The sequence below is a fragment of the Rhodococcoides kyotonense genome (assembly GCF_900188125.1).
Lineage (GTDB): Bacteria > Actinomycetota > Actinomycetes > Mycobacteriales > Mycobacteriaceae > Rhodococcoides > Rhodococcoides kyotonense.
In genome coordinates this window covers 22961-38511 of record NZ_FZOW01000023.1, presented here as the reverse complement: position 1 = coordinate 38511, position 15551 = coordinate 22961, and the positions used below count along the sequence as shown (strand labels likewise).

At 57.9% G+C, this 15551-nt stretch carries 16 protein-coding genes, 1 tRNA gene and 2 pseudogenes; 10 read left to right on the top strand and 9 right to left on the bottom strand.

What is annotated here, in order from left to right; translation table 11 throughout:
• The first annotated feature begins 104 nt into the window (after positions 1 to 104).
• Entirely contained in the window at positions 105 to 299 is a 195-nt protein-coding gene (locus CHB96_RS26200) for a hypothetical protein (protein ID WP_089251849.1), read from the top strand.
• A 184-nt stretch (positions 300 to 483) separates the two neighbouring features.
• A complete protein-coding gene (locus CHB96_RS26195) occupies positions 484 to 1224 on the top strand; it encodes a transglycosylase domain-containing protein (protein ID WP_089251847.1) in 741 nt (246 codons plus the stop codon).
• A 153-nt stretch (positions 1225 to 1377) separates the two neighbouring features.
• On the opposite strand, the gene CHB96_RS26190 is transcribed toward CHB96_RS26195, so the two are convergent.
• The gene (locus CHB96_RS26190) at positions 1378 to 1890 is read right to left on the bottom strand and encodes a hypothetical protein (RefSeq protein ID WP_141136564.1); all 513 of its coding nucleotides are present in this window, start codon (positions 1888 to 1890) and stop codon (positions 1378 to 1380) included.
• A 120-nt stretch (positions 1891 to 2010) separates the two neighbouring features.
• Between CHB96_RS26190 and CHB96_RS26185 the strand changes: the two genes are divergently transcribed.
• A complete protein-coding gene (locus CHB96_RS26185) occupies positions 2011 to 2865 on the top strand; it encodes a hypothetical protein (RefSeq protein ID WP_141136563.1) in 855 nt (284 codons plus the stop codon).
• Positions 2866 to 2987: 122 nt separating this feature from the next.
• Here CHB96_RS26185 and CHB96_RS26180 read toward each other — a convergent pair whose 3' ends face one another.
• Positions 2988 to 3209 (bottom strand): hypothetical protein, encoded by a 222-nt coding sequence (locus CHB96_RS26180; protein ID WP_089251841.1) that lies wholly within the window; start codon positions 3207 to 3209, stop codon positions 2988 to 2990.
• Positions 3210 to 4110: 901 nt separating this feature from the next.
• Here CHB96_RS26180 and CHB96_RS26175 point away from each other — a divergent pair.
• Positions 4111 to 4356, top strand: coding sequence for a hypothetical protein (locus tag CHB96_RS26175; protein WP_089251839.1), 246 nt, complete (start codon positions 4111 to 4113; stop codon positions 4354 to 4356).
• Positions 4356 to 4793 carry a hypothetical protein gene (locus tag CHB96_RS26170; RefSeq protein WP_089251837.1) on the top strand — a complete coding sequence of 146 codons (438 nt, stop codon included), beginning with the start codon at positions 4356 to 4358 and terminating at the stop codon, positions 4791 to 4793. Before CHB96_RS26175 ends, CHB96_RS26170 begins: the two co-directional genes overlap by 1 nt.
• Before the next feature lie 76 nt (positions 4794 to 4869).
• Here the strand turns inward: CHB96_RS26170 and CHB96_RS26165 are convergent.
• From CHB96_RS26165 to CHB96_RS26155, 3 genes and pseudogenes are all read right to left on the bottom strand, one after another.
• Positions 4870 to 5157 (bottom strand): annotated as a pseudogene (locus CHB96_RS26165) (integrase core domain-containing protein); the annotation flags it as partial.
• Between the two features lie 4 nt (positions 5158 to 5161).
• Entirely contained in the window at positions 5162 to 6511 is a 1350-nt protein-coding gene (locus CHB96_RS26160; protein ID WP_245866216.1) for an IS30 family transposase, read from the bottom strand.
• 139 nt (positions 6512 to 6650) lie between these two features.
• Positions 6651 to 7524: pseudogene (locus CHB96_RS26155) on the bottom strand (IS3 family transposase); the annotation flags it as partial.
• A 194-nt stretch (positions 7525 to 7718) separates the two neighbouring features.
• Here CHB96_RS26155 and CHB96_RS26150 point away from each other — a divergent pair.
• Positions 7719 to 8786 carry a GTP pyrophosphokinase gene (locus CHB96_RS26150; protein WP_089251833.1) on the top strand — a complete coding sequence of 356 codons (1068 nt, stop codon included), beginning with the start codon at positions 7719 to 7721 and terminating at the stop codon, positions 8784 to 8786.
• Between the two features lie 91 nt (positions 8787 to 8877).
• Here CHB96_RS26150 and CHB96_RS26145 read toward each other — a convergent pair whose 3' ends face one another.
• On the bottom strand, positions 8878 to 9240 hold the full coding sequence (locus CHB96_RS26145; protein WP_141136562.1) for a hypothetical protein: 363 nt from the start codon (positions 9238 to 9240) through the stop codon (positions 8878 to 8880).
• A gap of 133 nt (positions 9241 to 9373) precedes the next feature.
• Between CHB96_RS26145 and CHB96_RS26140 the strand changes: the two genes are divergently transcribed.
• The 3 genes from CHB96_RS26140 to CHB96_RS26130 all read left to right on the top strand — a co-directional run bounded on the left by CHB96_RS26140 (position 9374) and on the right by CHB96_RS26130 (position 11286).
• Positions 9374 to 9685 (top strand): hypothetical protein, encoded by a 312-nt coding sequence (locus tag CHB96_RS26140; RefSeq protein WP_089251829.1) that lies wholly within the window; start codon positions 9374 to 9376, stop codon positions 9683 to 9685.
• A gap of 846 nt (positions 9686 to 10531) precedes the next feature.
• The gene (locus CHB96_RS30460) at positions 10532 to 11008 is read left to right on the top strand and encodes a tyrosine-type recombinase/integrase (protein ID WP_089251827.1); all 477 of its coding nucleotides are present in this window, start codon (positions 10532 to 10534) and stop codon (positions 11006 to 11008) included.
• Complete coding sequence (locus tag CHB96_RS26130) at positions 11005 to 11286, top strand: hypothetical protein (RefSeq protein ID WP_089251825.1); 282 nt, start codon at positions 11005 to 11007, stop codon at positions 11284 to 11286. Before CHB96_RS30460 ends, CHB96_RS26130 begins: the two co-directional genes overlap by 4 nt.
• 83 nt (positions 11287 to 11369) lie before the next feature.
• Here CHB96_RS26130 and CHB96_RS26125 read toward each other — a convergent pair.
• The 3 genes from CHB96_RS26125 to CHB96_RS26115 form a co-directional block, all read right to left on the bottom strand.
• Positions 11370 to 11441: transfer RNA gene (locus CHB96_RS26125), tRNA-Val, on the bottom strand.
• A gap of 76 nt (positions 11442 to 11517) precedes the next feature.
• On the bottom strand, positions 11518 to 11976 hold the full coding sequence (locus CHB96_RS26120; protein ID WP_089251823.1) for a peroxiredoxin: 459 nt from the start codon (positions 11974 to 11976) through the stop codon (positions 11518 to 11520).
• A 27-nt stretch (positions 11977 to 12003) separates the two neighbouring features.
• A complete protein-coding gene (locus CHB96_RS26115) occupies positions 12004 to 12426 on the bottom strand; it encodes a DUF3052 domain-containing protein (protein WP_089251821.1) in 423 nt (140 codons plus the stop codon).
• A 258-nt stretch (positions 12427 to 12684) separates the two neighbouring features.
• Between CHB96_RS26115 and aceE the strand changes: the two genes are divergently transcribed.
• Positions 12685 to 15516: a pyruvate dehydrogenase (acetyl-transferring), homodimeric type gene (aceE, locus tag CHB96_RS26110; RefSeq protein ID WP_089251819.1), complete on the top strand. Its 2832-nt coding sequence runs from the start codon at positions 12685 to 12687 to the stop codon at positions 15514 to 15516.
• Positions 15517 to 15551 lie beyond the last annotated feature (35 nt).

The following is a 15551-nucleotide window of genomic DNA, read 5'->3' as shown; positions in this document are numbered from 1 at the left end:
TTCGGCAGGTTCGGTGGACAACCACTCCCCTGGTTGCCTAACTGGGAAGCGCCGGTCCTGCCCTCCCTCAGATTCCAAACCGTTCGGTCGTCTACTGTCGCTTGATGGGTTTCGTGACGTTCCTTGTATGCCTGCTCTTCGTCGTCGGGGTCATCACGGTGGGTGTCTCCTTGTACCAGCTCTACGACGTCACGAACACGACGCAAAAGAAGCTCGATAAGTGGGCGTTGAAGGCAGTTCTGGTTGTCCTCGCAGTAGGCATCGTCGTTGACAGGGCTCTGTGTTTGGTACCTGGTTGAACGCTGGACTTAAACCCGCACAGCTTGCCGTCTTAGAACCAGGACACTCGTTGCGCCACACGGCGTGTCGTGTTGACGGAACAAAACGAACCACCTTGCACGTTTGAAATTCGCACGGGACAATCTGTAGGTACGACCCGCCCGCATCGTGGCTGGCCTCCCTTCCCAGCACCGGAGTCCTGCCATGCGCGAATCAGATGAGTTGACCCCTACCTACGATCTGCCTGATCTGAAGCCGGCCGAATCGCCAGAACCACCAGATCGGAAGTCTGACCCGCCGAACGAACGGCTGTATCTGCTCATCGAGTTCATCATCTTCGACGTCATCCTTCGCACGTTGTGGATGACCGGGTATCTAGTTGCCTTCACGCTCGGCTTCCTGGTGTTCGCCATCGTCGTGGTGCTCCTGCTGTGCACGATTGCCGTCATGCCGCACTGGTGGATGAACAACTACGAGACAGCCTTCATGGAAGCAAACGAGAACCAGCCGATTGTGCACGAGTGGGTGGACATCGATCACATGAGCCTTAACGCCCTCGCTGCGGCAATTGTGTTGGAGGACGTGGACTTTGGGGACCGGGTGCTGGCGTTCAACATCGACAAGTTCATCGACACGGCACAGCAACACATGGCTGGTCTTGAGCCTGAGGGCGGCTCTACGATCCCTCAGCAGCTCGCAAAGAACCTGTACCTAACGGAAGGTCGTTCTGCGATCCGCAAGGCCCTAGAAGCGCCCCTAAGCATGACGTTGAACGCGATGATGAGTGAGAGGCCGTTAAAGGCGAGTACAGAGGACGTGCTGACGACCAGGACACTAGCGGCCACGATGACCTGCATACGACGGCTGTGTTTGAGGGGGTTGAGGGAGATCATAGCCACGCCCCTGCCCAAAGGATTACTACGACTACAAACGCTGCCGCTATAAGAGCACGCAAGATTCCTAGTCCATCAATCTTAGTATTATTCCTGTGTTTAATACGCTTGATTCCTTGTTTAACTTTTACAAATGATTATTAGCCAATTGGGTTATAAAGTCAATAGGACTTAGCATTTAAATAGCTGGAGTTATCCACAGTTACTATGGAATATACCCTCGATCGGTTCCGCCGCGGTCTTTGTCATCAAGTATTCGAAGGATCTCTGTCACCTTCGGGGATTGTTCCTTCAGCAGTTCGAGCAACTTGGCCTCTGCCGCTGCAGCTTGCTTGTCTGTCCGCTGCTTCGGGTACTCGTTGTGCAGAGCAACATCGAACCACTGCCCAGCCACAATCGACGTCCAGTCCGCGACATGGGTTAGCTTTATTCTTAAACCGACATCGGCTAGCCGGCCTGCGAGGGACTTCAACGAACTCTTGCCCTGGTTGACGGTATCGGGAACCGCGGAGTCCTCGAAGCGACCGTTGCGTATGGCGGTCAACGCCCGCTGATAGGCCGCGCTTAGATCCTCCAGCTCAACTCGCACCTGATCCTCCAGCTCACGCTGACGCTCACGTACCGGGGCCTTCTTCGCATACCAGAAATTGTAAACGCCCAGTAGGAACGACAGAATAGCCACGATACCTACTACTACCTGCATGCCAAACGGTGTCATGAGTAGATAGTAAGTAGAGAGAGCGACAGAGACCGTATGCCCCTCAGATGCATTCATCCGTTTGAATGAGTGCCGATAGGCCTAGGCGTCTAGCTACCGCTCGCCTGATTCAATACCTCCGTGACCAAGAAGCCTGACGTCCCGGTGAAGCGCCCACTCCACAAGCGAGTACTCGACAAGTTGCGCGCCAGTATGGGGTTCAGCATCTTCTGCACGGTGCTCATCCTGTCGCTCATCGTACTCAGCATCATCGGGAACTACTACGACCAGGGCTGGTCAGCAGAGCAGTGGGGCCCGGTGGCCGCGTGGTTCGGTGGGTTGTTGACGGCGGGTGCGGTCACTCTTTCGCTCTATCAGTCCCGTGAGGCAAAAAAGGAGGCGGATCGCAACCGTGAAGATGCAGAAAGACGGCACACAGAACAGGCTCAAGAACGAAGCGAGATCCGGCAAATACAATCACTTAAGCCGGTATGGGACGCCCTCACTGCCCTTGCCGTCCCCAGCGCGAAATACCTAGCCTCGTTGACTCTCGTCGAGCACACTCTTACGCAGTTGGAGGTGGAGCGGACGACCGGAAACGACAACACGATGCTCAAGATCGCTCAAGACGCCGTCGTTTCGGCGCGGCAGCAGGCTAGAGACTTTTATTTAGACATGGCACCTTTTCTGATGGAGGTAGAGATGTCGTTCACGGAAAGTCTGATCGTTGTAGACCAAGACGATGTGTGGAAGCTAGTAGAAGACCTCTATGAGGCATCTGGCGTGTATCACGGCAAACTCGCCGATTCATTCAGCGCACTCATGGACAAACAACCCGTCGATATATCCGAAGTTGAACTCTATAAGAAATATGTCAACACCAAACGAAGCGATATTGTCGCCGCTGCGCGCAAACATCTTGCACATGCCAAACCTATGAGAGCAATCCATACTGGGGAGAAACCAACGCAAACAGACCCTCCCAAGAGCAGGTAAGCAGCCAACATTTTAGCTACTCATTATAGGGGAGGTTAGCGTCCATATGGCCGACATCCTAGAAGCGCATGACGAGTACAAGCTCAAGAACAAGGGCGCTAAAAAAATCAGCGGCTTAGCCGCTACGCTCCACCAGTCATCCCCGCCCATAGCGCTTCGAGCATCCAACCGTACTTGTTAACTAGGTAGACAACCCCAAGTGCCAAGATCACACCGATCAGCGGAACCAGCAGTCCCCTGCGATGCAGCTTCCGCACCCACGAGCTGCGCCAGTCGCTCCGAATCTCGGACACGGTCTTCCAGACGATGACCACGAGGAAGAGCAGGGCGACGTACTTGAGCACCGGTTGAGTGTACGAGCAACGGCGGACGACCTAACGTTAGAAGTCACCACCCCGCTTGCAGTGACGACAGATGAGCCGTAGCGAGATCAGGCTGTCGTCATCGGGCTCGGTCTCACGGAAGTACATCGGCCAGTAGCTGGCCTTTAGGCAAGCAGTACACAGACGCACATTAACCCCACTGGCAGCGAGCGTTGCGATTACGCGGCGACGAAGCGGATCTTTCTGTATAGGAGGCAGCCGCTTAGGGCGAGGCCCGGAGTATCGGTTGATCGCCTTCTGCACTGAGCGGAGATGTTCGGCGGGGATACCTGCGGCCTCCATCACGTCGGGAGCTGAGCGGTAGTTACCGCTCTCCCAGTAAGCAAGACGCTCGTCTAGGTCGTAAGGGCGTGGGCGAGGCATAGATAACATTTATTATAACGGAGTAACAAAACCATGACAGCACTACTATCAACAAATGGCCAGTATGAGATTGCGGCCTACATCTGCAGGAAATTTGGAGCGAACGATGCAGACCAGGATCAACTAGATGGAATTCTGGAGTTCGTAGACATTGAAAGCATATCAATGTTCCTTCAATATACGGGCGATAACAATAGTTCGCGTTAGGGCACTCCGTCAGACGTAGATTGTGCGTCGCAAAAGCGTGAGGTCTGGAACCCGCTCAACAGAGGTCAAACGTTGAAATCTAAGTTAGAACATCAGGCATAGGTGTTTGTCAAACAGGATTTGACATTGACGCGAGGTACGAGATACGTCAAAGCTTGTTACCAGAACATCAAACACCATTTTGGTGCAAGCACCCACATGGTCAGCACCAAACGACGACTTTTCCACAGTTGCGGGATGAACAACACACTTGACAAAATTAACGCGGTGCAGTCCGTAAGGAACAACCCAAATGAAAACACGCATTAAGGCCGAACAGTTCGTACGTCTATGGAACGAAGCGGTTGAGAATCGACGCAGCATCAGCTGGATTGCCGGGAAGATCAGTTGCAGCGACCAGCACGTTCATCACCTGGCTGCATCGCTCCGCAGTCAGGGAGTCGAGCTGCCGAAGATACGACGAACGTTTGTAGAGACTGTTGACGTCAAGCAGCTGAACCGGTTGATCGCCGAGAAGTTCGGCGGGAGGTCAGTCTGATGCCGCTCCTTAACTACACAACCAGCATCTCCCCAACCAAAACCATCATGGAAATTCAGGCCGCACTCGCCAAAGCTGGTGCGTCCGCGAGCATGGCGAACTACGACAGAGAAGGCAACATCGTTTCGCTGAGCTTCCGCATCATGGCGGATGGCCAGGAGATCTCGTTCCGACTGCCGACAGCTTGGGAGCCTGTCCAGCAGACGCTCAAGAAGCAGCGAGTCTCACCGAAGTACCAGACGCCCGAACAAGCGCTCCGCGTTGCCTGGCGCATCACGAAGGATTGGGTCGAGGGACAGCTTGCGATCATCGAAACGCAGATGGTCACAACCGCACAAGTCTTCCTGCCGTACGCCATTACTAACGATGGATCGACTGTGTGGGAGTACATGGCGCACAACCCGCAGATACTCATTGGAGACGGCAAGCGTGACTAGCATGCCTAACACCTATGCATGAACAGTCAAGCCAGGGGACTGCCCCGAGTTCAGTTGACTCGTGGGGTTGAGTGAATCAGGCCGCGTGTGCGGACTGGTTGATTGTCTCAAACTCGATTGGGGTGAGCTTGCCGAGCCTGCGTTGGCGACGCTTGCGATGGTAGGTCCGTTCGATCCAGGTGACAATCGCCAGCCGTAACTGCTCTCGTGTGGACCAACGTTGTCTATCAAGCACGTTCTTCTGTAGCAGCGCGAAGAACGACTCCATCGCAGCATTGTCTCCACACGCTCCGACTCGGCCCATCGAACCCTGTAAACCGTTGCGCAACAGCTCATGTACGAACTTTCGTGAACGGAACTGGGCAAGTTCAACCGGTCGTTGCAACACCGGGCTGTTGGAGTGAGCTTAGCTGCTCGGCAAAGACTTCGGCTGGTGTCCGCCATTTGAGGCTCTTGCGTGGTCGGTCGTTGACGGCGAGTGCGACGGCCTCGAGGTCCTTGGCGGACCAACGGGACAGATCTGTACCTTTCGGGAAGTATTGCCGCAGAATCCCGTTCGTGTTCTCGTTCGTTGGTCGCTGCCAGGGTGAGTGCGGGTCGGCGAAGTACACCTTGGTACCGGTATCGAGCGCGAACTGGGCATGCCCGGACATTTCCTTGCCACGGTCCCACGTGAGGGTCTTGCGAAGCTGCCCGGGGAGCTCGGCCATCGATTCCTTCAGGGCGGCGTTCATCGCCACAGCGCCGTAACCGCCCAGTGAGAGACCGTTTTTCACTGGCGGGTTATCACCCCAACCTTCCAGACGAGGAAGGTGCACGAGGAGCGTGCATCGACTGCTGCGCTCGACTAGCGTGCCGATCGCAGACCGGCCCGTCCCGATGATCAGGTCACCCTCCCAATGCCCAGGGAATGCGCGGTCATCAGCTTCGGCTGGACGTTCGGAGAGAACGACATCCGCGGTGACATGCCCCTGTGGCTTATTCTGCGACCGAGCGCGTGGCTCCCTCAATGCGCGGCCTGTACGCAGATACGTCACCAGATCACGCTTGAGGGCGCCGCGGCCCTCGATGAACAATGACTGGTAGATCGCCTCGTGGCTGATACGCATGGACTCATCATCCGGGAAGTCGATTTTCAACCGGTGCGAAATCTGCTCCGGGCTCCACGCAGTCGACCACTTCCGGTCCTGTCGATGCGGCTTGTTCAACCCCTTCCATGCCGGCGTCTGCGGACCCTCGACGACGGTGCCGTCGGGTAGCCGTACGCTGCCAGCTAGCCGTTCTTGGACGTATTCACGTAACTGTGTGTTGTCCAACAGTTTTGCGGACTTCGGACGCTTGGAAGCCTGTTGCGCTTTCCACTGCGCCACCAGGGCGCGGTAGACCTGCTTCCCGCTTCGGGTTGCTGCGTTACGGCGCAGTTCGCGTGAGATCGTCCCCGGGTCGCGGCCGATCCTGCGTGCGATCTCACGCACACCGACGTCCTGAGCGCGTAGCAATGCGATTTCCTCGCGTTCGGCGAACGAGAGGTAGCGGCCGGTGGGCTCATCCAGACTCAATGGCGTCATTCCGCCAGCGTGGCGGAACCACCGCGACCCAACCGGGACCGACACGCCGATCGCTAACGACGCCTCCGCAGTACTCATGCCGGTTGCGATCAACCGCCAGAACTGACGCTGCACCGCCCGCGAGGGCTCCGGACGCCCGGGCGATCGCATCGCTGGCCGAAGCGCACGATCAGCACGCCACTGGCGACGAGCCCCCTCTGGAACATCGCTCGCCTTCTTGCTCCAGTCTGCCGTAGCCACGTCGCACACCTCCGAGATCAGGGTGTTGCGACGACCAGTTGAATCCACCCTGGCTACCGCGATCGGAGTGGACGATGGTGCCGTCCGGATCTCGTTGCTCGACGGCGTTTCGCAGTGCAGATACTGCGAGCGAGGCTTTCATACGGCTGTCGATCGAGTATCCGACGATCTTGTTCGAGTACAGGTCCTTGATCGCGCAGAGGTAGAGCTTGCCCTCGTCGGTGCGGTGTTCGGTGATGTCGGTCAGCCAGATCTGGTTGCGTTCCTCGGCGGTGAATTGGCGGTCGACGAGGTCGTCATGGACAGGCGGGCCGGCTTTCTTGTTCAGTCCGCGCTTCTTGGAGAACACGGACCAAAGCCGTTCCTGTGAGCACAGTCGTGCGACTCTGTTCTCGCTGGCGGTGATGCCGCGGTCCGGTAGTTCGTCGGCGATGAAGCGGTATCCGAACGCTGGGTCGTCGGCATGGATTTCACGGGCGATGTTGATCAGATGTGCGTCGTCCCAATCACGTTGTGTGACTGGCTGTTTCTTCCATTTGTAGAACGCTTGGGTAAAAAATTAAGCACCCGGCAGGTCACTGTGACGGGTACTCCGTCGGCAGCAAGGTCGAGGACCAGCGGGTAGATCATTTTGGGTTGACATCCCGGGACAGGTAGGCGACGGCGCGGCGCATGACCTCTGCTTCTTGCTCGAGGAGCTTGATCCGCTTGCGGGCCTCTCGCAGCTCGGCGGACTCGTCCGAGCCAGTAGATGTCGTCGAGCCTCGTTCGATGCCGTCGTCGCGGTCGGCGATCTTCAGCCACCGGTGCAGGCAGCCCTCCGAGATTCCGAAGTCCTTCGCGATCTGGCGCAACGGGGCTTCGCCCTTGCGCGCAACAGCGATGACGTCGCGACGGAACTCCTCTGGGAACGCTTTTGGCATGGAGAACATCCTTCCACCGTGAGGAGTGATCCTCACAGATCAGATGTCAACCAAACCTGGGGCAGTCCCTTGGTGAACCTGGTACGCGTCGTTGCCGCCTGATCGTTCGAGAACACAAAGCCCCGGCTCCGGAAGGAGTGCGGGGTGTTTACATGCACGCGGATATGGCCGCCTGACTCTGACATAATGCCCTCATGTCCGACCCGAATGGTGGAGCTGCTGATCAGGCGACGCGGCGCAAGCAGTATGGTGCACAGTTTGACGATGGAGTTCAGGCATTGCGCCGCCTCGGTGGAGAAGTGCAGTTTGCACTTGAATCAGCACTTATTGTGGAGAAGATCAAAACACACTCCGTCACTCACCGAGTCAAGGACAAAGCCAGCTTCCTTGACAAGATCGAGCGCAAGGCCTACGAAGATCCCTTCGGTCAAACTCCGGATTTGGTTGGTGCCCGTGTGGTGTGTCTCTTCAAAGAGGATCTGGAACGTATCGACTCAATCGTACGGAGTACTTTCGAAGTACTCGAACACGAAGATAAGTTGCAGACAGCGGAGACTGATCAATTTGGCTACATGTCGGTCCACTACGTATGCGAGCTATCGGCCAAAGACTCGGGCGCTCGATATAATGGAATCAAGGGTTTGAAGTTTGAGATACAATGCCGCACGTTGCTGATGGATGCCTGGGCAAACGTGTCACACTATTTGGCCTACAAAGGTGAAGCAAGTATACCCGATGAAATTTTGCGGGATTTTCACGCGCTAAGCGCACTGTTTTATGTCGCGGACAATCAGCTCCAAAACATCTATAATCAGTCGCGGAACTCGGAAAACGAGGAGGCAGTAAGCGTCGAAAGTTCCGGCAGCCCCACCAGTGACAAGATCGATCGATCATCACTGAAGGCAGTACTCCGGCATCTCTACCCTGATCGTGAAGCATCAACAGACATTGAGTACTCGGAGTTCGTGGAGGAACTCGCAACTTTTAGTTATAATTCAGTTGAGCAATTCCTCGAGGCGCAGGATCAGGGCTATAAAGGTGCGATAGAGTCCGAAAGATACAATCCGCCGTCCGATGAACACGATCTCTCAGATAACAGCTTTACGAGATACACAGACATAGGTTTCGCTAGAGAGGCCTTAGGCATGGTTGATCAAGAATATGCAGAAATTCGTAGGCGTCTTTGGATGCGTCAACAGCCAGATGATTTCTTTGCCGGACTGGCTGGAGATGACGACGGCCCACATGATCCAGACAGCTGAAAATGAAGCACCCCTCGTCTCTTTGAAACGAGGGGCTTTTAAGTTGTGTAGTAGGGACAGTGATGTCAGCCGGTTAGGGCGAGGCGAGGGCTCAGTCGATCCATACTCCGCGCCTACGTCCGCGGATCCCGTCTGCGTCCTGAAGGACTTTCAGGGGAACCACGTTGTCGAGTTCGGTCTCTGTAGTGAATACCGTGGTGGAAGTTCCATAGGGTCGACGGTATTCCAGCTCGGCAAGCCCTGACGTGGTCTTGAGCGGTGCGATCTCCGCTTCCGCGACGTCGATCTGCTTCGGCTCGCTGAGCTTGCCGTGGGTTCGAACGACGATGTTGATGACTTCGTCGTCATGAAGTTCTTTCCCAGAGATATCGGAGGTACGGACTTGTTTGAACCCCATTTTTCTCACCTGACTTTCAACTAGTGCGTCACAATAACGATTGTTGTCGCGATACACTCAGTTAATTACAAAGGCGTTTATCTAGCAAGAGCATCAGAGTATAATGGGCATATAAACACTAAAGCCGGAAGTTGCGGTTCCGGCCTCCCTCTACTATGAACGATGGCCTCCATTTCGGCAAGGAGGATTCGTGACAGATCAGATAAAATTTAAAGCTTACGTTCCAGAGCTAAACAAGACGGTTGATGTGTTTGCATTGAACCCCATGAACCAGACTGTCTACCTGAGCCATCCACAACTCTTCGGCAAGCCGGGGGATGACGTTCTTATGAGCTACAGTGAAACTTTAAATGAATTAGATCAGAGCCGGGTCAAGGGACGGTGTTTCACCGGCCAAAAAGACGAGCACGACATAGACATCTATAGTGATGGCATACTGGATTTTACGATGAAGGCAAGGACGGCCGACGGAAGCGTCGAGATTTTTGACACATATTATTAGCCTAAGCCTGTAGAATGGGATAATGACTCTGCAAGTTGAAGATGCGCGGCGGTTACAAGAAATTTGGCGGATGGGGATTTGAGATTGTCGACAACATCTACGAGAACCCTGAACTGCTGAAAGCAGAATTTTAACGATTCCGGGATAATGTACGGATGCCCAGACAACAACTGCCACCAAATTTCAACAAAATAACCCTGCCCACTGGCGGCATTAGATACGAGGTAATTATCGACACTGGCGTCGTCGCTGGAAAGCGGAAACAAAGCCGTAAGCGCTTCCGAACTGAGGAGGAGGCACGGCGCGAACTAGGACGGTGGTCTATCAGCGCGACCAGGGTACGTACGTCCATAAGCGATCGACGACCGTAAGTGAGGCTATGACTAGTTGGCTGAGCGGACGCAGTAGTTGGCAATTTTCTACCCTCACTGGTCACCGAAACCGCCTTAAGCCGCTCCTAACACTTTACGGCGACCTTTCACTGCAAGACTTGACTAAAACACACCTCGACGAGCTCACTGCACGGTTGGAAGCTGGATACTTACCCCGCGAAGGTAAACAGAAGCGACGCCCTTCTAACGGACAGTCTCGACGCAACATCCTCAGCTCAATCAGACAGCTCCTCGACAGCGAAGTAGAGCAGGGACATCGCAACGTCGCGCAGTATGTGGACACGCCGCGAGTCGACAGCAAGGAACGCCCAACACTTACGGTTCAAGAGCTACAGCGTGTGCTCGACGTCACGAAGGATGATCGCGACGGTCTTTAGCATCAGCTCGGCTCGGTTGGACTTCGCAAGCAACAGTTAGCCGGCCTTCTGTGAAAGCACATCGACAAGCGCACACTATGCGGATCATCCGAACGCGCACGATTGTCGACGGCAAGGTGATCATCGGAGAACCGAAGACGGAGCGGTCAAAGCGTGACCTCCCGATCCCTCACCCGGTCTACTCATCACTCTTACACGCGCGTGCCGTCCAGAGACAGGAAATGTCACAGGCTCGTGACCAATACCGTGACAGCGGCCATGTGTTCGTGAACAGGTTGGGCGACCCGGTGTACCCCGACTACCTCACAGACCGCTGGAAAGCTGCCTGTGATCGATCTGGAGTGCCAGTCATCAACCTGCACGACGAACGACACACCTGCGCGACGTTGATAATCCTCAACGGCGTGCCTATCCCGGTGGTTTCCGCATGGCTTGGGGACGCAACAGCTGCTTTCACGATGCCTCGCTACGTCCATAACCAACCCCTCGCGCTCATCGCTGCTGCGACGAGTTACGGAGCACTTGTCACAAACCGTGATAGGACATCGTCATGAGCCAGCGCGAGTACAAAGAGTATTACGTGGTCAATGACGACATCGAACAAATACATGCCAAGCTCGTGAGAGCCGCAGACTCAAGGGTGCTCGACCTATCCGTCACCGGCGAGGATGGCATTTCGACGTTCGACCTGCACGATCCGGTGCCGCACTACTGGGAGTCTGACGAGCTTAGCCACGTCATCGGACGATCGGCTGAGGGCGATCAAGTGAACTTGGACATCAAGACTGATGGCGAGCCAGCCACGCTTATCGTTTGGGCTGACGAACAGTGAGTTACGGACCAGTTGTGACCAAGCGTGATGAAAAATCGCTCTCAATCGGGTCAAAACAGCGTCAATAACCCCTTTGACCAGGGTGGGCGCAGAGGGGTTCGAACCCCCGACCGCTGGTGTGTAAAACCAGAGCTCTACCGCTGAGCTATACGCCCGAGCATCCGGCGGCCGAAGCCGCCGGTACGCACCGAAAAACTTAGCGCGTCATGCCGATATCTACAATTCCGCTGGTCAGACGCTGGACAGCGCGTCGTCCCACAGGGTTTGATCGCGCGCTTCGCCGGGCTGCTTCATCTCGGCGAAGCGGATGATGCCGTCCTTGTCGATGACGAACGTGCCTCGGTTCGCGAAGCCTGCGTTGTCGTTGAAGACGCCGTACGCCTGGGCCACTGCACCGTGAGGCCAGAAATCGGACAGGAGAGGGAAGGTGTATCCCTGCTCGGCTGCCCAGATCTTGTGCGTCGGTGGCGGTCCCACCGACACCGCGAGAACTGCGGTGTCGTCGTTCTCGTACTTGGGCAACTCGTCGCGCACCTTGCACAACTCACCCTGGCAGGTGCCGGTGAACGCGAGCGGATAGAACACCAGGAGTACGTTCTTGACGCCGCGGTACGACGCCAGTGACACTTCCTGGTTGTTCTGGTCCTTGAGAGTGAAGTCAGGCGCCTGCGCGCCCACCTCGAGTGGCATCAGATGTGTGTCCTGTTCCGAAAGTGTCTACCGCTTGCTGCCACGAGTCTTGGGCTGCACGAGCCGACTGCCGATCCAGTCCCCCAAGTTCGCTGCAGAGGTCTGTGTCAGACCTGCGGTCGGTGCGGACTCGGCGATTTCGCTGGGTTCGACGTGACCTGGGAGTCCGGTCTTGGGGCTGAGGACCCAGACGAACCCGTCGTCCGACAGGGGGCCGATCGCATCCATCAGTGCATCGACGAGATCACCGTCGCCGTCGCGCCACCACAGCAGCACAACGTCGATCACCTCGTCCGAGTCCTCGTCGAGGGTTTCACCACCGATGATCTCCTCGACATCCGCACGCAGATCGTCGTCTGTGTCCTCGTCCCAGCCCAGTTCCTGAACGACCAAGTCGCGGGTGATTCCAAGCTTCTGAGCGTAGTTCTGAGCGTCCGCCGCGGCGACCACGGTGGTGACCTCCTTGCATAGTGGGTGAAGTAGTGCAAGCGAACAGGGTTTTCGCCGCATCCGCAAGCCGACCGCGCCGAAATTGCGTACATAAATTTCTACTCGTGGGTAAGGGGACTCCGTACTACCTCCGGGAAAGATGTGTAGGAGGATTGATACGGATCACCGGAAATGATGAACGTGTCTCGCCGTCACAGAGTGCGAGATACAGGGAACGGTCGCCGCACCGAGCGACCGCCACACTGAGGAGTACACACGTTGTCCGAGCTGAACAAGGACGAACGGCAGACCACACACGCTGCCGGCAAGACAAGCGGGCCCACCGGCTCGGACGGCAGAGTCCGCGTCATCCGTGAGGGTGTTGCGTCGTACCTGCCCGATATCGACAGTAGTGAGACCGACGAGTGGATCGAGTCCTTCGACGGCTTGCTCGAACGCTCCGGCCCGGCCCGCGCCCGGTACCTGATGCTCCGGCTGCTCGAACGCGCCGGCGAGCGCCGCGTCGCGCTCCCGTCCTTGACATCGACGGACTACGTCAACACCATCCCCACCGAAAACGAGCCCTGGTTCCCCGGTGACGAAGAAGTCGAGCGTCGCTACCGCGCCTGGATCCGCTGGAACGCCGCCATCATGGTCCACCGGGCGCAACGCCCCGGCGTCGGCGTCGGCGGCCACATCTCCACCTACGCCTCCTCCGCCGCCCTCTACGAAGTCGGCTTCAACCACTTCTTCCGCGGCAAGGACCACCCCGGCGGCGGCGACCAGATCTTCATCCAGGGCCACGCCTCCCCCGGCATCTACGCCCGCGCCTTCCTCGAAGGCCGCATCCCCGCCGAACGCATGGACGGATTCCGTCAGGAGTACAGCCACAGCGATTCCGGCGGCGGCATCCCCTCCTACCCGCACCCACGCCTGATGCAGGATTTCTGGGAATTCCCGACGGTGTCGATGGGCCTGGGCCCGATGAACGCCATCTACCAGGCTCGTTTCAACCACTACCTGCACGACCGCGGCATCAAGGACACCGCCGACCAGCATGTCTGGGCATTCCTCGGCGACGGCGAGATGGACGAACCCGAATCCCGCGGCCTGGCGCACGTCGCCGCCACCGAAGGCCTCGACAACCTGACCTTCGTCGTCAACTGCAACCTCCAACGCCTCGACGGCCCCGTCCGCGGTAACGGCAAGATCATCCAGGAGCTCGAGTCGTTCTTCCGCGGCGCCGGCTGGAACGTCATCAAAGTCGTCTGGGGACGCGAGTGGGACTCGCTGCTGCACGCCGACAAGGACGGCGCGCTGGTCAACCTCATGAACGTCACCCCTGACGGTGACTTCCAGACCTACAAGGCCAACGACGGCGGCTACGTCCGCGATCACTTCTTCGGCCGCGACCCCCGCACGAAGGAACTCGTCGCAGACCTGTCCGACGACGAGATCTGGAATCTCAAGCGCGGTGGCCACGACTACCGCAAGGTCCACGCCGCCTACGCCGCTGCGATGGCCCACAAGGGTCAGCCGACGGTCATCCTCGCCCACACCATCAAGGGCTACACCCTCGGCAAGAGCTTCGAGGGCCGCAACGCGACCCACCAGATGAAGAAGCTGACCCTCGACGACCTGAAGAAGTTCCGGGACCTGCAGCACATCCCGATCTCCGACGAAGAGCTCGAAAAAGACCCGTACCTGCCCCCCTACTACCACCCCGGCCCCGACGCGCCGGAGATCCGGTACATGCTCGACCGGCGCAAGAACCTCGGTGGGTTCGTCCCCGAGCGTCGCACCAGCCCGGCCCCGCTGCCGCAGCCGGGCGACGACACCTACAAGACGCTGCTCAAAGGCTCGGGCAAGCAGGAGGTCGCCACCACCATGGCCCTCGTGCGCGTCATGAAAGAGCTGCTGCGCGACAAGGAAATCGGGCACCGGATCGTGCCGATCATCCCCGACGAAGCCCGCACGTTCGGTATGGACTCGTGGTTCCCGTCGCTGAAGATCTACAACCGCAACGGCCAGCTCTACACCTCCGTCGACTCGGAGTTGATGCTCGCCTACAAGGAGAACTCGACCGGGCAGATCCTGCACGAAGGCATCAACGAGGCAGGCTCCACCTCCTCGTTCACCGCCGTAGGCACGTCCTACGCCACCCACGGCGAGCCGATGATTCCGCTGTACATCTTCTACTCGATGTTCGGCTTCCAACGCACCGGAGACGGCCTGTGGGCCGCAGCCGACCAAATGGCCCGCGGTTTCGTCCTCGGCGCCACCGCCGGCCGCACCACCCTCACCGGAGAAGGCCTCCAGCACGCCGACGGCCACTCGCTGCTGCTGGCGTCGACCAACCCCGCCGCTGTCGCGTACGACCCGGCGTTCTCGTACGAGATCGCACACATCGTCAAAGACGGACTCCGGCGCATGTACGGCGGCACCGACGGAGTGGACGGCTTCGGTGGGGAGAACATCTTCTACTACATCACCCTCTACAACGAGCCCTACCAGCAGCCGGCGCAGCCCGAGGACCTCGACGTCGACGCCCTCCTCAAGGGCATCTACCGCTTCGAGGCCCCGCAGGACGGTGAGGGTCCCGAAGCGCAGATCCTGGCCTCCGGTGTCGGCCTCGTCGCGGCCCGCAAGGCCCGTGAACTCCTCGACCAGGAGTGGGGTGTCCGCTCCGGTGTCTGGTCGGTCACCTCGTGGGGTGAACTGCGTCGCGACGGCGTCGAAGCCGAGCAGGAGGCACTGCGCAACCCCGGCGCCGAGAAGCGGGTCCCGTTCGTGACGCAGGCCCTGGCCGACGCGGCTGGTCCCGTCGTCGCGGCTTCGGATTGGATGCGCGCGGTCCCCGACCAGATCCGGCAATGGGTCCCCGGTGACTACGTCACCCTCGGCACCGACGGATTCGGATTCTCCGACACCCGCCCCGCCGCCCGCCGAGTATTCAACGTCGACGCCGAATCCATCGTCGTCGCCGTACTCACCGCCCTCGGCGACTCCGGAGAAATCGACAAGTCGAAGGCCGTCGACGCAGCGGCCAAGTACCGCATCGACGACGTCCACGCCGCGGAGACGTCCTACGCCGACACCGGTTCCGCGTAGCACGTCGTATGTCCACCGCCCGCCCACCCGTGTCC

Excerpts from the sequence above, each read along its gene's own strand:
- CHB96_RS26120 (WP_089251823.1), bottom strand. The coding sequence starts at position 11,976 with ATGCCACTCGAGGTGGGCGCGCAGGCGCCTGACTTCACTCTCAAGGAC.
- CHB96_RS26160 (WP_245866216.1), bottom strand. The coding sequence starts at position 6,511 with ATGCGATCGCCCGGGCGTCCGGAGCCCTCGCGGGCGGTGCAGCGTCAG.
- CHB96_RS26195 (WP_089251847.1), top strand. The coding sequence starts at position 484 with ATGCGCGAATCAGATGAGTTGACCCCTACCTACGATCTGCCTGATCTG.
- CHB96_RS26175 (WP_089251839.1), top strand. The coding sequence starts at position 4,111 with ATGAAAACACGCATTAAGGCCGAACAGTTCGTACGTCTATGGAACGAA.
- CHB96_RS26200 (WP_089251849.1), top strand. The coding sequence starts at position 105 with ATGGGTTTCGTGACGTTCCTTGTATGCCTGCTCTTCGTCGTCGGGGTC.
- CHB96_RS26170 (WP_089251837.1), top strand. The coding sequence starts at position 4,356 with ATGCCGCTCCTTAACTACACAACCAGCATCTCCCCAACCAAAACCATC.
- CHB96_RS26130 (WP_089251825.1), top strand. The coding sequence starts at position 11,005 with ATGAGCCAGCGCGAGTACAAAGAGTATTACGTGGTCAATGACGACATC.
- CHB96_RS30460 (WP_089251827.1), top strand. The coding sequence starts at position 10,532 with ATGCGGATCATCCGAACGCGCACGATTGTCGACGGCAAGGTGATCATC.
- CHB96_RS26150 (WP_089251833.1), top strand. The coding sequence starts at position 7,719 with ATGTCCGACCCGAATGGTGGAGCTGCTGATCAGGCGACGCGGCGCAAG.
- CHB96_RS26190 (WP_141136564.1), bottom strand. The coding sequence starts at position 1,890 with ATGACACCGTTTGGCATGCAGGTAGTAGTAGGTATCGTGGCTATTCTG.